This is a genomic window from Leucobacter sp. UCD-THU, assembly GCF_000349545.1.
GTDB lineage: Bacteria > Actinomycetota > Actinomycetes > Actinomycetales > Microbacteriaceae > Leucobacter > Leucobacter muris.
Window position 1 is genome coordinate 245,692 of sequence record NZ_KB714602.1, and the last position, 13,904, is coordinate 259,595.

The following is a 13,904-nucleotide window of genomic DNA, read 5'->3' on the forward strand; positions in this document are numbered from 1 at the left end:
CGATCCCTAGACTGGTGGCCATGCCCTCGGTTTCCCGGTTTCGCGCGCGCCCGCTGCTCGCGGCAGTGTTCGCCCTGGGGCTTCTCGGCGCGCCGGCGGCCGGGGGAACGGCCGCCGCAGCGGCCGACGACGCGGTCGAGCTCACCCCCGCGACGGTCGACCTCTTCGCGTCCCCGCGCGAACCGGTGCTGCACGACGACGACTCCGAGCTGCAGATCGACGTGCTGGTGGGCAATCCGGGGGAGCAGCCGCTGCCCGAGACCGCGGTCGAGGTCACGCTCGACCCCCGCCCGCTCGAGACGATCGATGACCTCGACGGCGTCTTCCCCGAGCACCCGATCGAACTCGCCGACGCGCAGATCGGCGCCACCGCGGCCGAGACGGATCAGAGGGTCACCGTCACGGTGCCGCGCGATCGGCTGCCCTTCACCTCCGCCACCGAGTCGGGCGTCTACCTGCTGCGGGTCGCGCTCGGGGCCGAAGCCGACGTCACCGTGCCGCTCGTGTGGCAGGGCGCGGCCTCGACCGGCAGGGCGGGCGCGAGCGCTGAGGCGCCGTCGGTGCGGCTCGGCACGATCGTGCCCATCGTGCTGCCGAGCGACATCTTCACGCTGCCCACGCGCTCGCAGCTCGAGGAGCTGACGCCCGGCTGGTCCGATCTGCTCGACGAGGCGCGGGCGGCGCAGGCCACGCTCGCGATCGATCCGCGGGTCATCGCCGGGATCCGCGCCTACGGCGACGAGGCGCCCGAGCCGGCGCGGCAGTTCCTCGCACGGCTCGAGGCGAGCACGCTGTCGAGCTTCCTGCTGCAGTTCGCCGACGCGGATCCGTCGGCGCAGGCCGACCTCGGCTTCACCGCGCTGATGCAGCCGACCAGTCTCGACTTCGTGACGCGGTTCGGGAGCTTCAGCGCCGACGACGACACCGGCGACGACACCGACGCGGGGGAGACTCCGGGATCCTCCGCGGGGGAGCAGGGCGGCGATGACGCGGATCCACCCGCGTCCGACGACGCGACGAACACCGGCGACGGCACGAGCCCGGGCGATGAGCCGGCTTCCCAGGGGGGCGACGCGGGTCCGACGGAGGGGGATCAGAGCGACGGCGAACCGGTTCCGACCCAGCCGACCCTCGAGCAGCTGCTGAGCTGGGACGCGACCGCGGCCGTGGCGTGGCCCGCCGAGGGCTCCGCCGATCAGGGCACCCTCGAGCTGCTCCGTCTCGCGAACATCGACGCCTTCGTGCTCGATTCCGACAACATCGACCGCGCGAGCGGCGGGCCGAGGGTCTCCCTCGAACAGGGATCCGCGCTCATCACCGACGCCGCCCTGGCCGACGCGGCCCGCACCGCGCTCTCCGCTCCGAACGAGGTGCAGCGCGCCGCCGGCGTCTCCCGACTGTCCGCCCACCTGCTGCTCGCCGCGCAGAACGGCTCCGAGGATCTCGTGCTCGGCCTCGACCGCGGAGCGGTGGGCGACGCCGAGGATCCTGCCCTGCTCGTGGAGCAGCTGCGCGCGCTCGACTGGGTCGCCCCGACCGGCATCGCCGATCTTGACGAGGGCGAGGCGCTGCTGCGCGGCTCCGACACCCTCGAGGAGCGCCGCGAGCTGCTGCGGGCCGCGGTGGGCCGCGAGTCGTCGGTGAGCGAGCTCGGCGCGGTGCTCGTGCACCCCGAGTACCTGAGCGGCTACCAGCGCGCCCGCCTGCTCGAACTGTTCGCCACGCGCCACGCGGCCCCCGGGGTCGACTTCGACGAGGTCGCCTCGCGCTACCGCGAGCGGGACGCCGAACTGCTCGAGGGGGTGCGCGCCATCACCACCGAGCGCATGCAGCTCGTCGGCGCCACCACGCGGGTGCCCGTGCAGCTGCACAACTCGCTGCCGTTCGAGGCCGTCGTCGACGTGCAGGTCGTGCCGGCGTCGGCCGCGCTCGCCGTTCAGGAGCCCCGCTTCGCCTCGGTCGCGGTGCCCGCCGAGGGCAATGAGCGCGTGCTCGTGCCGGTGCACAGCCGCCTCTCGTCGGGCGAGTCGGGGCTCGTCGTCACCGTGGCGGCGACGTCGGGCGACCTCACCGTGTTCACCGGCACCCTGCCGATCTCGATCCGCAGCGGCGTCGAGACCATCGCCCTCGTGGTGCTCGGCGCGCTCGCGTCGCTGCTGCTCGGCTTCGGCATCTGGCGCAGCGTTCGACGACGACGCCGCGCGTCGGCGCTCGCCCGATCGGGCACTGCCGGAGGGGAGGCCGACGACAGCGGCCAGCGGGCCGGAGCGCGCGTCACGGCACCCGCGGAATAGCCCGCGCCTAGGATTGGTTGTACCCCCCGCGGCGGCCGATGGCCGTCGCCTCTGACCAGCATCGTGCGCGAGGAGCTTCATGCACCAGATCATCATCATCGGTTCCGGCCCGGCCGGGTTCACCGCGGCCGTCTACGCCGCTCGAGCGGGCCTGAAGCCGGTGCTCTTCGCGAGCTCCGTCGGCATCGGCGGCGAGCTGATGAACACCACCGATGTCGAGAACTTCCCCGGCTTCCCCGAGGGCATCCAGGGCCCCGACCTCATGCAGCGCATGCAGGAGCAGGCCGAGCGCTTCGGCACCGAGGTCGTCTACGACGACATCGTCGAGGTCGACTTCTCGAGCCCCGTCAAGCGGGTCACGGCGGGCGACGGCAGCGTGCACGAGGCGCGCACCGTCATCTACGCGACCGGCTCGGCCTATCGCAAGCTCGGTCTGCCCGACGAGGATCGCCTCTCGGGGCACGGCGTCTCCTGGTGCGCCACCTGCGACGGCTTCTTCTTCCGCGAGAAGACGATCGCCGTGGTCGGGGGCGGCGACTCCGCGATGGAGGAGGCCACCTTCCTCACCCGCTTCGCCGACAAGGTCTATGTGATCCACCGTCGCGAAGAGCTGAAGGCCTCGAAGATCATGCAGCAGCGGGCGTTCGACAACGAGAAGATCGAGTTCATCTGGAACTCCGAGGTGGCCGCGATCCACGGCGCAGACGAGGTCACCGGCGTCACGCTGCGCAGCACCGTCGACGGCGGCGAGCGCGAGCTCCCGCTGCAGGGCCTCTTCATCGCGATCGGCAACGATCCGCGCACCCACCTGGTGCACGGCAAGCTCGACCTGACCGTCGACGGCACCATCGCCGTCGAGGGCCGCAGCTCCCGCACCTCGGTCGCGGGCGTCTTCGCGGCCGGCGACGTGGTCGACCCCACCTACCGCCAGGCCATCACCGCCGCCGGCTCGGGCACGGTCGCCGCGCTCGACGCCGAGCACTACCTGGCCGCCCTCGACGGCTGAGCCTCACCCGCGTACGAAGGAGAAGAACAATGTCAGAACCCATCAACGTCGACGAGCAGACCTTCGACAAGGTCGTGCTGCAGAGCGACATCCCCGTGCTGGTCGACTTCTGGGCGGCCTGGTGCGGCCCGTGCCGCGCCGTCGCCCCGGTGCTCGATCAGATCGCCGCCGAGCAGGACGGCAAGCTGCGCATCGTCAAGCTGAACGTCGACGAGAACCCGAATCTCGCGGCGCAGTACCGCATCACCTCCATCCCCGCGATGAAGGTCTTCAAGAACGGTGAGGAGGTGCGCGAGATCATCGGTGCGATGCCGAAGCCGATGATCGAGGAGCACCTGAACGGGATCATCTGACCCCGTCGCCCCGCGGCTCATGCCGCGTCCGAGCCCCAGAGCCCGGAAGCCCGAACCCCGCCCCGGCTTCTTGCCGGGGCGGGGTTCGTCGTGCGCGGCGGGCCTTCCTCGCGCAGAGCCGGACGCACGCCCCGCGCGATTGGCGCCGCCGTGGTCAGCGTTCGGCGAGCGCGGCGAGACGATCGATCGACGCCCGCAGCGAATCCGCCGTCGTCGCCCGGGCTCGCGCCAGTCGCGACTCGTCGGTGAGCGCGGTCCAGTCGTAGGTGTGCCGCACGAGCGTGCCGCCCGCGGCGGCCTCCAGCTCCCAGCGCCAGACGTGCCCCCGCGGCTGCTCGCCGGTCGGGGCGGGCTTCCAGGCGATCCGGCGCCCCTCCTCGAACTCGACCACGTGATTCTCGCGTCCCTGGCCGTTGTGGATGACCATCTCGAAGACGTCGCCGACCGCGCGCACCCGCTGGCCGTCGGGGGCCTGTACGAGGTTGTCGTTGCCGTCCCAGCGGGGCTGCTGTGCGGGATCGGCGATCAGCTCGAAGATGTCGGCCGCGTCGGCGACGATCAGGCGTTCGGCGGTCACGATGCGGCTCTGCTCAGTCATGCCGCCAGTCAACCACAGGGCGCCGGTCGCCGTACTGCCGATCCCGGTCAGCTGAAGCCCGGGTCGCCCAGCTCCGACAGAATGCGCTTGAGGTCGGCGATCGTCGCGAAGTCGATGATGATCTGCCCCTTCTTCGCGCCGAGCTTCACCGCGACCCGGGTGTCGAAGCGGTCGCCGAGGCGATCCGCGATCTCGCCGAGCTGCGCCTGCACACCGCCGGCGCGCGGCTTGGGCGTCTTGCGCTTCGGCTCCTCGGAGGCCGCTGCTTCGGCGGCGCGCACCGACAGCCCCTCGTTGACGATCTTGTCGGCGAGCCGCTGCATCGACTCCCCGTCGCCGTCGAGCGACAGGATCGCGCGGGCGTGCCCCGCCGACAGCACACCGGCGGCCACGCGAGCCTGCACCTGCTCGGGCAGGCGGAGCAGACGGATCGTGTTCGAGATCTGCGGGCGGGAGCGGCCGATGCGCTCGGCCAGCTGCTCCTGAGTGATGCCGAAGTCGGCGAGCAGCTGCTGGTACGCCGAGGCCTCCTCGAGCGGGTTGAGCTGCGCCCGGTGCAGGTTCTCGAGCAGCGCGTCGCGCAGCATGTGCTCGTCGGCGGTGCTGCGCACGATCGCGGGGATCGTCTCGAGCCCGGCGCGCTTCGAGGCGCGCAGGCGGCGCTCGCCCATGATCAGCTCGTACCGGGGCTCGCCCTCGGCGGGCGTCGGCTCGATCGCGCGCACCACGATCGGCTGGAACACGCCGAACTCGCGCACGCTGTGCGTGAGTTCCTCGAGCGCCTCCTCGTCGAACTCGGTGCGCGGCTGCGAGCGGTTGGGCACGATCTCGGCGACGGGCAGGCGCGTCAGCTGCGCGCCCGGAACCTCCTGCAGCCGGGGTGCATCGGCGGCCTCCGGGGCCTCGCTCGTCGCGCCCTCGCTCTCGGCGGCGGCAACGGCGGCCGCGCCGTTGTTGGCGGGGAAGAACACATCGACCGGTCGCTCACCGGTCGCGGGAGCCTGGGGGATGAGCGCGCCGATCCCGCGGCCGAGCCCGCCTCGCTTCTTCGTCGCCATGCGTTACGCCTCTCCGTCTTCATGTGTGTCGGCTCCGTGCGGAGCCTCCGCGCCTCGCTCCGCCATCTCGGCGGCGGCCTCCAGGTACGCCAGCGCACCGATGGACCCTCCGTCATAGGCGTGCACCGTCTGCCCGTAGCTCGGCGCCTCCGAGATGCGCACCGATCTCGGGATCACGGCCGCGAGCACCTGCTCCGGGAAGTGCGAGCGCACCTCACCGGCGACCTCCTGCGCGAGATTCGTGCGCGCGTCGTACATCGTGAGCAGGATCGTGGAGATGGCGAGCCCCGGGTTGAGGTGCTTCTGAATGAGTTGGATGTTGCCGAGCAGCTGGCTCAGACCCTCGAGGGCGTAGTACTCGCACTGGATCGGGATCAGCACCTCGTCGGCGGCGACGAAGGCGTTGACGGTGAGCAGCCCGAGCGAGGGCGGGCAGTCGATGAAGACGTAGTGGTACGTGTTCTCGGGCTCCGCGAGGAACGCCTGCAGGGCCGTGCGGAGACGCTGCTCGCGGGCCACGAGCGATACGAGCTCGATCTCGGCGCCCGCGAGGTTGATGGTCGACGGCACGCAGAAGAGGTTCTCATGGTCGGTGGTCGGCTGCAGCGCGTCCTCGATGCTGCTGTCGCCCAGCAGCACGTCGTAGACGCTCGTGACCTCGGGGCGGTGGGGCACCCCGAGAGCCGTCGAAGCGTTGCCCTGGGGGTCGAGATCGATCACGAGCACCCGCGCTCCGCGTCGCGCGAGAGCCGAGGCGAGATTGACGGTGGTCGTGGTCTTGCCGACGCCGCCCTTCTGATTCGACACCGTGATCACGCGCGGTGCGTCGGGCAGGGGCGAGACCGTCTCGGCCAGTTTGCGGCGTCGTCGGATCTTGTCGACGAGGTGGTCGCCGACGAGCGTCTTCTCCGCTTCAGCCATGAGTACCGATTTTAGCTCGAAATACGCGGGTGGTCTCGGCGAGCCGCCCGGCCCCGAGTTCTTCGACCGAGATGTCGCGCACGCGGTGCTTGCGCAGCACCTTCTCGGCCGCGTCGATCTCGTTCTGCACCGAGGCGCCCTTGAGGAACAGCATCTCGCCGCCGTCACGCAGCAGGGGAGCGGTGAGGGGCACGAGCTTGCGCAGCGCGGTGACCGCTCGGGCGGTGACCTGATCGACCTCGAACGCGCCGTGATACTCCTCGGCCCGACCCCGCAGCACCTCGACGTTGTCGAGGCCGAGACGCTCGACCTGCTCGTTCAGCCAGTTGCACCGGCGCTCCATCGGCTCGATCAGACGGAAGGCCGCGTCGGGGCGCACGATCGCGAGCACGAGGCCGGGCATGCCTCCGCCCGTACCGATGTCGGCGACACGGGATCCCGCGGAGATGAGGGGAGCGAGGATCGCACTGTTCAGCAGGTGACGCGTCCAGAGGCGCGGCGGCTCGAGCGGGCCGATCAGGCCGAGCTCTTCACCGCGCTCGCCGAGATCCCGCGCGAACTCGCGCAGCGCGCCGACGCGGTCGCCGGCGATCTGCGCCGCGGCGCCCGGTTCCGCTTCGACCTGAGTCTCGCTCACCGCGCCCTCCTTCGCGTTCGTGTGTCCAGTGATGAGTCGGCCGGCGGACCGGCGCGAGCGGTGGTCCGTCGGGTGCGCGTTTCACGTGAAACGCGCACCCGCGTCGCTCAACCCCGGCTGATGACGAGTCGGCGATCCTTGCCCTCACCGCGCGACTCGGAGAAGAAGCCTCGCTCCGCCACGTCGTCGTGCACGAGCTTGCGCTCGTACGACGACATCGGCTCGAGCTCGACCCGATCTCGGCCCGCGGCGATCTGAGCGATCGCGGCGTCGACCATGCGCTTGAGCTCGACGGCGCGCGCGTCGCGCGAGCCGCCCACGTCGATGATGAGTCGGGAGAAGCGGCCGGTCTTCGCCTGCACCGCGAGCCGCGTGAGATCCTGCAGCGCCTGTACGGTGTCGGGTGCCGCGAGCTTGTCGAGATCGGTGCCGCCTCCGGTCACCGACACGTACGCACGACCGTTCGCGACATCGATGTCGATGTCACCGTCGAGATCAGCGATATCGAGCAAGCCCTCGATGTAGTCGGCCGCGAGATCGCCGTCGGCCTCCAGCTCCTCGAGGGCCGGATCCTCGTGCACGCGGTCGGCGGTTGCCTCGTCAGTGCTCACAGTGACCTCACTTTTTCTTCTTCTTGGCGCGCTTCGCGCTGACCGGCTGCTGACGCTGACCCTGCGGCTTCGGCTGCTCGGAGACCTCGAGCGCGCGCACCTCGTCGTCGGTCAGCTTACCCTTCGCCTTCAGGCGGGCCTGACGCGCCCGCCAGGCGTCGCTGCCCGGGGTCGGCATGCTGCGGATCACGATGAACTGCTGACCCATCGTCCACAGGTTCGACGAGAACCAGTAGATGTTGAGCGCGAGAGGGAACGCGACGCCCGAGAACAGGAACGCGAAGGGGATGATGTAGAGCAGGATCTTCTGCTGGCGGTACATCGGCGAGTTCTTCGTCTCATCCGAGACGTTCTTCGACATGATCTGCAGCTGGGTGAAGAACTGCGAGGCGATCATCAGCACCATGATCGCGCCGAGCAGCGCGACGACCATCCAGTTGCCGGTCTCCCAGCCCTGCGTGAAGGTCATCTTGAGCGGAGCGCCGAAGATCGACGCCGCGTTGAAGCTCTCGGTCAGATCCTGCGTCATGAAGCCGATGCCGGTCTTGTTCTCAGCCGCGTGACGCAGCACGTAGAAGAGCGAGAAGAAGATGGGCATCTGGATGAGGATCGGCAGGCACGATGCGAACGGATTGGTGCCGTGCTTCTTGTACAGCGCCATGGTCTCACGGCTCATCGCCTCGCGCGAGAACTGATCCTTCTTGCCCCGGTACTTGTCCTGAACCTTCTTCAGCTCGGGCGCGATCTCCATCATGCGGCGCTGCGACTTGATCTGCCGCACCATCACCGGGATGAGCGCCGAGCGCACCACGACCACGAGGCCGATGATCGACAGCACCCAGGTCACACCCGAGGCCGGATCCATGCCCACCGCGGTGAAGAGCCAGTGCCACGCCCACAGCACCAGCTCGACGAGCCAACGAAGCGGCCAGAGTATCGTTTCGAAGAAGTCCACCGGGATCAGGCCTTTCGCTCGATGGGGCGGACGAAGCCGCGCTGATTGATGAAGAAGTTCTGGCGCCGCCCGGGCGAAACATCATCGACACCGCCGGGGCTGAACGGGTTGCAGCGCAGCAAGCGCCAGATCGTCATGAGCGATCCGACGAGAAAGCCGCGCAGTTGATACGCCTCCACAGCGTACCGGGAACACGATGGATAATACCTGCACACCTGGCCGTAGAGCGGCGAGATGAAGCGGCGGTAGAGGTGCATGACGCCGATCATCAGGTTCCGAGGCAGGAACCAGAGTTCGTAGGCCGCGCGCCTCATCGCTGCTCCCCGGCGACGAGCTCGCGCTCGACGCGGTCGAGCGCTCGATTCATCTCGCGCTCGAGCTCGGAGAACGGCGCACCCGCCGCCGCAGGCAGCGCCCGGAAGACCACGTCGACGCCCCGTATGCCACTGCGGATGCGGCGCTCCACCACACTCTTCATCCGACGACGCACCAGATTGCGGGTCACCGCGTTTCCGACGGCCTTCGAGATGATGAACCCGAAGCGGGCGGGGGGAACCGGATCCGACCCTTCTGCGCGCTCGCCGCCCCCGGCCGGCGCGCCGGCCTGCGAGGAGGCATCGAGCCGACCGGTCGGAGAACGCAAAACCGCGTGGGTGATGCAGTACGCACCACCCACGCGGCGTCCGGTTCGCACGGCGAACCGATAATCCTCACCCCGGGTGACGCGATGCCGCTTGGCAGGCACGATCGGCCAGGGAGCAGAAGACGATTACGCGGTGAGCTTCGAGCGGCCCTTGCCGCGACGAGCCGCGACGATGGCGCGGCCGGCACGCGTGCGCATGCGAGCGCGGAAGCCGTGCACCTTGGCGCGACGGCGGTTGTTGGGCTGGAAAGTACGCTTGCTCATGAAAGACTCCGTGACTTATGGAACAGATCCCCGAAGCTCGCAGGCGTCGAGGAAGTCGGAATTGGGCAGGGCTGCAATGGCTGCCGCCCATACAAGGTAATCACTTTACGCCCAAACCGCGCCGCAGTCAAAGCCGATTCGCGGGGTTCCCCACCGCGCATCGCCCAGGGGTTTTCGGACTTGCCTGTGGACAAATCTGTGACTAACGTGGGCGCAGGTGTTCGTCCGGTCCTGAACTCGCCAGTAATCTCGGGCCTCCACGCGCGTCAGGCTGTGGATAAAGCTGGGCATAACATCTCCTCTTCCAGCTACGAGACCGAACCGAGTATCCGCGTGACAGACGACGAACTGCAGGAAGTCTGGGGCCGAGTCACCCAGACCGTCATGGGCGATCCCACGGTCGGGCCGGCCGTCGGCGCGCAGCTGGCGCTCGCAGTTCCCCGCGGCATCGCCGCAGGCACCCTCTACCTCGCGGTGCAGCTCGAATTCACCCTCAAGCTCCTCGAGAACCGTCTCCGACCCGCGATCATGAACGCCATCGCGGGCATCCCCGAGGCGCAGCAGATCGAGAACTTCGTGGTCATCGTCGACGAGGACGCCCACCCGGCGCTCGATCCCGATCCCGAACCGGCTTCGCATGCCACCGCGACCGCGCCGGCTCCCTTCCAGGGCGGCGACACCGATCCCGGCCTGCACACCACCGCGCCCACCCGGCACGACAGCGTGCGCCCCGTCGCCGAGCCGCGCAGCCGTCACGGCGTCGAAGACCAGGTCGACAGCCGTCTCAACGAGAAGTACGGTTTCGACAGCTTCGTCATCGGCCAGTCGAACCGCTTCGCCCACGCAGCGGCGGTCGCGGTGGCCGAGGCGCCGGCCCGCGCCTACAATCCGCTCTTCATCTACGGCGACTCGGGGCTGGGCAAGACCCACCTGCTGCACGCGATCGGCCACTACGCGCGCGAGCTCTTCCCCAGCGTGCGCGTGCGGTACGTGAGCTCCGAGGACTTCACCAACGACTTCATCAACTCGATCGCCAACAACCAGGGAGCGGCCTTCCACGCCCGCTACCGCAGCGTCGACATCTTGCTCGTCGACGACATCCAGTTCCTCGAGGACAAGGTCGAAACGCAGGAGGCGTTCTTCCACACTTTCAACACGCTGCACGACCACAACAAGCAGGTGGTCATCACGAGCGACGTGCAGCCGAAGCAGCTGCGCGGCTTCGAGGAGCGCATGCTGTCGCGCTTCGAGTGGGGTCTGCTCACCGACATCCAGGCGCCCGACCTCGAGACCCGCATCGCGATCCTGCGCAAGAAGGCGCAGCGCGAGAGTCTCGAGATCGATCACAGCATCCTCGAGTTCATCGCGAGCAAGTTCTCGTCGAACATCCGCGAGCTCGAGGGCACCCTCATCCGGGTCACGGCCTACGCCAGCCTCAACCAGCAGCGCATCGACATGCAGCTCGTGCACACGGTGCTGAAGGATCTCATCACCCTCGACGCCGACAACGAGGTGCAGCCTTCGGACATCATCAGTCGCACCGCCGAGTACTTCGACCTCTCGATCGACGATCTGTACGGCCCCACCCGGGCGCAGCAGATCGCCACCGCTCGGCAGATCGCGATGTACCTCTGTCGTGAGCTGACCCCGCTCTCGCTGCCGAAGATCGGACAGCTGTTCGGCGGGCGCGACCACACGACCGTGATGTACGCCCACAAGAAGATCTCGCAGCTCATCGCGGAGCGGCGATCGATCTACAACCAGGTGACCGAGTTGACCACCCGCATCAAGCAGGGATCGCACTGATCCGGGAGTCGGTTCCGCCGGTCACGGCCGGCGATGTTATCCACAACTTTCCACGGCCCTGTGAATAGATGGGGAGAAGTCGCGCGAATCTGTGGAGGAGATCGCCGCTCCTGTGGAAACAGGTGAATGACAGGAATTCCGCGTCATTCCGCCGATCCCCAGTAGTCCACGGTCTGCCAACAACTCACAGAGGTGTAGTTCTCTACGAAACACTGGCCTTGTGAGAGTTATCCACAGTTTCCACAGCTGTTAACACTGTTAACATCCCAATTCTTGTTAACGGGCACTCGATCACGCGGACCGCTCGGCGTTCTCAGCTGCACCCCGCTGTCACACGAAGCCCGCGGATGCCAGTGGGCTCCGAGTATGCAAAGATTGTGAACCGATGAGATTCACGCACACTCGTGCGCGTGGGAGGGAAGCCAGATGCGATTCACCGTCAACCGCGACGTGTTCAGCGACGCCGTGTCGTTCGCAGTGAAGCTGCTTCCGCAGCGCCCCACCCAACCCCTTCTGAGCGGGGCTCTCATCGAGGCCGAGGGCGACCAGCTCACCGTCTCATCCTTCGACTACGAGGTGTCGGCTCGCACGAGTGTCACCGCCGAGGTGTCGGAGGCGGGCCGCGCGCTCGTCTCGGGCCGCCTGCTCAGCGAGATCGCTCAGCGCCTTCCTCACGCCGACGTAGAACTTTCCCTCGTCGAGAATCGTGTCGAGGTGCGCTGCGGATCGGCGTCGTTCCGCCTTCCCGCAATGCCCGTGGAGGAGTACCCGCAGGTTCCGCAGGTCGACTCCGTCTCCGGATCGGTGCCGGCGGATCTCTTCGCGGACGCGATCGCTCAGGTGTCGCTCGCCGCGTCGAAGGACGACGTCACCCCGGTCATCACGGGTGTGCAGTTCGAGGTGAGTGAGAACTCCCTGACGCTCACCGCCACCGATCGCTATCGCGTCGCCACGCGCAGCATCGACTGGGAGAACCAGAGCGGGCAGAGCGATCTCAGCGCCCTGGTGCCGTCGAAGATCGTCACCGAAGTCGGCAAGACTTTCTCCGGCGATGGTCAGGTGCAGGTGTCGATCATCAAAGACGATGAGCGCGAACTCATCGCCTTCACGGGCGGGTCGAAGACCGTGACCTCGCTGCTGATCAAGGGCAACTACCCGCCGGTGGGCCGCCTGTTCCCGACGAGCGTCGACAACTACTCCGTGATCAACACCTCCGAGCTGGTCGAGGCGGTCGGTCGTGTCGGTCTGGTGCTCGAGCGAGAGGCCGCTCTGCGGTTCTCGTTCGCCGAGGGCACCGTCACTCTCGAGGCCGCCGGCACCGAGTCCGCCCAGGCCGTCGAGACCGTCGATGCTCACCTCGTCGGCGAGGAGATGGTGGTATCGCTCAAGCCGCAGTTCCTGCTCGACGGGTTGCGCTCGACGCACTCCGAGTTCGCGCGTATCGCCTTCACCCGCACCGACAACCCGGGCAAGCCCGGCCCCGTGCTCATCACGAGCCAGCGGAGCAAGGACGACGCCGACGAGGAGAGCTTCCGCTACCTGCTGCAGCCGAACCTGCTGCTTCGATAGGGGAGGGGAGCGATGCGGGTCGCGCATCTCTCGCTCGGAGACTTCCGCAACTACGCGACCGCGGAGCTCGAACTGGCAGCGGGCCCGAATCTTCTCGTCGGGCGCAACGGGCAGGGCAAGACGAATCTGGTCGAGGCGATCGCCTACTTCGCGATGCTTCGATCGCACCGCGCAACCGGTGACGCACCGCTGATCCGTGCCGGAGCGGAATCCGCGATCGCACGCCTGCGAGTCCAGGCTGCGGAGCGCGACGTGCTGCTCGAGCTGCAGTTGAATCGGGATCGGCCGAACCGTGCCCAGGTGAATCGCAACTCCGTGCGTCCGCGGGAGGTGACGAGATGGTTCTCGTCCGTCTCGTTCATGCCCGAGGACCTGGGAATCGTTCGTGGAGAGCCCTCAGGACGCCGACGCTTCCTCGATGATGCGCTCGTGTCGCGGCATCCGGTCGCTGCGGGAGCGCTCAGCGACTATGAACGAGTGGTGCGACAGCGCACATCGCTGCTCAAATCGGCGCGTCGCGGGAGCGGAGCGATCGAATCTACCCTGAGCATCTGGGATGATCAGCTCATCGAGTACGGCACTCAGATCATTCTGGCTCGCCGTGAACTCGTGCGGGATCTCGGCGCGCCGCTGCGCGCCGGATATCGGTCGCTGGTGGATCAGGATCACGGTCCGATATTGACGCTGCAGGAGTCGGTGGGTGCGGCACTGGGTGACGTTTCACGTGAAACACTGGCAATCGAGCAACTCGCCGACGTTTCACGTGAAACACTTGCCGAACAGTTTCGCGCGGCGCTTCAGGCTGTTCGCGTACGAGAGCTCGAGCGGGGAGTCACGCTCGTCGGACCCCACCGAGACGATCTCGTCTTGAGTCTCAACGATCTTCCGGTGAAGGGTTATGCAAGCCACGGCGAGTCCTGGTCGTTCGCGCTCTCGCTGAAGATGGCGCTCGCGTCGGTGCTTCGGGCAGAGTCTCCGGCGGGTGATCCGGTGATCATTCTCGACGACGTCTTCGCGGAACTCGATGCGCGCCGACGAGAACGGCTCATGTCTGCGGTGAGCGACTTCGAGCAGGTCATCGTGACCGCGGCAGTGGAGGATGACGTGCCCGACGGAGTAGCCTGGCATCGGGTCCGCATCGAGGCGGGCAGAATCCTCGAGGGGGAGCGGTGACGCAGACAGGAAGCGG

15 protein-coding genes are annotated in these 13,904 nt (G+C 68.0%); 6 read left to right on the forward strand and 9 right to left on the reverse strand.

Features of this window, described 5'->3' with window-relative positions:
* Nucleotides 1–20: 20 nt before the first annotated feature.
* The 3 genes from H490_RS24380 (at nucleotide 21) to trxA (ending at nucleotide 3,653) form a co-directional block, all read left to right on the forward strand.
* Nucleotides 21–2,294 carry a DUF6049 family protein gene (locus tag H490_RS24380; protein ID WP_152424245.1) on the forward strand — a complete coding sequence of 758 codons (2,274 nt, stop codon included), beginning with the start codon at nucleotides 21–23 and terminating at the stop codon, nucleotides 2,292–2,294.
* Nucleotides 2,295–2,373: 79 nt separating this feature from the next.
* The gene (trxB, locus tag H490_RS24385; RefSeq protein ID WP_017884091.1) at nucleotides 2,374–3,300 is read left to right on the forward strand and encodes a thioredoxin-disulfide reductase; all 927 of its coding nucleotides are present in this window, start codon (nucleotides 2,374–2,376) and stop codon (nucleotides 3,298–3,300) included.
* Nucleotides 3,301–3,329: 29 nt separating this feature from the next.
* Entirely contained in the window at nucleotides 3,330–3,653 is a 324-nt protein-coding gene (gene trxA, locus H490_RS24390) for a thioredoxin (RefSeq protein ID WP_017884092.1), read from the forward strand.
* A gap of 154 nt (nucleotides 3,654–3,807) precedes the next feature.
* Here the strand turns inward: trxA and H490_RS24395 are convergent, their stop codons facing one another.
* The 9 genes from H490_RS24395 to rpmH form a co-directional block, all read right to left on the reverse strand.
* The gene (locus tag H490_RS24395; protein WP_017884093.1) at nucleotides 3,808–4,251 is read right to left on the reverse strand and encodes an SRPBCC family protein; all 444 of its coding nucleotides are present in this window, start codon (nucleotides 4,249–4,251) and stop codon (nucleotides 3,808–3,810) included.
* Nucleotides 4,252–4,298: 47 nt separating this feature from the next.
* Entirely contained in the window at nucleotides 4,299–5,309 is a 1,011-nt protein-coding gene (locus tag H490_RS24400; RefSeq protein WP_017884094.1) for a ParB/RepB/Spo0J family partition protein, read from the reverse strand.
* 3 nt (nucleotides 5,310–5,312) lie between these two features.
* A complete protein-coding gene (locus H490_RS24405; RefSeq protein ID WP_017884095.1) occupies nucleotides 5,313–6,230 on the reverse strand; it encodes a ParA family protein in 918 nt (305 codons plus the stop codon).
* On the reverse strand, nucleotides 6,223–6,867 hold the full coding sequence (gene rsmG, locus H490_RS24410; RefSeq protein WP_017884096.1) for a 16S rRNA (guanine(527)-N(7))-methyltransferase RsmG: 645 nt from the start codon (nucleotides 6,865–6,867) through the stop codon (nucleotides 6,223–6,225). Before rsmG ends, H490_RS24405 begins: the two co-directional genes overlap by 8 nt.
* A 107-nt stretch (nucleotides 6,868–6,974) precedes the next feature.
* Nucleotides 6,975–7,478 carry a protein jag gene (locus H490_RS24415; RefSeq protein WP_017884097.1) on the reverse strand — a complete coding sequence of 168 codons (504 nt, stop codon included), beginning with the start codon at nucleotides 7,476–7,478 and terminating at the stop codon, nucleotides 6,975–6,977.
* A 7-nt stretch (nucleotides 7,479–7,485) separates the two neighbouring features.
* A complete protein-coding gene (gene yidC / locus H490_RS24420; protein ID WP_017884098.1) occupies nucleotides 7,486–8,433 on the reverse strand; it encodes a membrane protein insertase YidC in 948 nt (315 codons plus the stop codon).
* A gap of 5 nt (nucleotides 8,434–8,438) precedes the next feature.
* A complete protein-coding gene (gene yidD / locus H490_RS24425; protein WP_017884099.1) occupies nucleotides 8,439–8,747 on the reverse strand; it encodes a membrane protein insertion efficiency factor YidD in 309 nt (102 codons plus the stop codon).
* The gene (rnpA, locus tag H490_RS31705) at nucleotides 8,744–9,178 is read right to left on the reverse strand and encodes a ribonuclease P protein component (protein ID WP_081611644.1); all 435 of its coding nucleotides are present in this window, start codon (nucleotides 9,176–9,178) and stop codon (nucleotides 8,744–8,746) included. The genes yidD and rnpA overlap by 4 nt, the downstream gene beginning before the upstream one ends.
* Nucleotides 9,179–9,202: 24 nt before the next feature.
* A complete protein-coding gene (gene rpmH, locus H490_RS24430; RefSeq protein WP_010155609.1) occupies nucleotides 9,203–9,340 on the reverse strand; it encodes a 50S ribosomal protein L34 in 138 nt (45 codons plus the stop codon).
* A gap of 327 nt (nucleotides 9,341–9,667) precedes the next feature.
* Between rpmH and dnaA the strand changes: the two genes are divergently transcribed.
* The 3 genes from dnaA (at nucleotide 9,668) to recF (ending at nucleotide 13,888) form a co-directional block, all read left to right on the forward strand.
* Nucleotides 9,668–11,146, forward strand: a complete 1,479-nt coding sequence (dnaA, locus tag H490_RS24435) for a chromosomal replication initiator protein DnaA (protein WP_416371708.1) — start codon at nucleotides 9,668–9,670, stop codon at nucleotides 11,144–11,146.
* A gap of 426 nt (nucleotides 11,147–11,572) precedes the next feature.
* Nucleotides 11,573–12,715, forward strand: a complete 1,143-nt coding sequence (gene dnaN, locus H490_RS24440) for a DNA polymerase III subunit beta (RefSeq protein ID WP_017884102.1) — start codon at nucleotides 11,573–11,575, stop codon at nucleotides 12,713–12,715.
* Nucleotides 12,716–12,727: 12 nt separating this feature from the next.
* Nucleotides 12,728–13,888 carry a DNA replication/repair protein RecF gene (recF, locus tag H490_RS24445; protein ID WP_017884103.1) on the forward strand — a complete coding sequence of 387 codons (1,161 nt, stop codon included), beginning with the start codon at nucleotides 12,728–12,730 and terminating at the stop codon, nucleotides 13,886–13,888.
* Nucleotides 13,889–13,904: the final 16 nt, after the last annotated feature.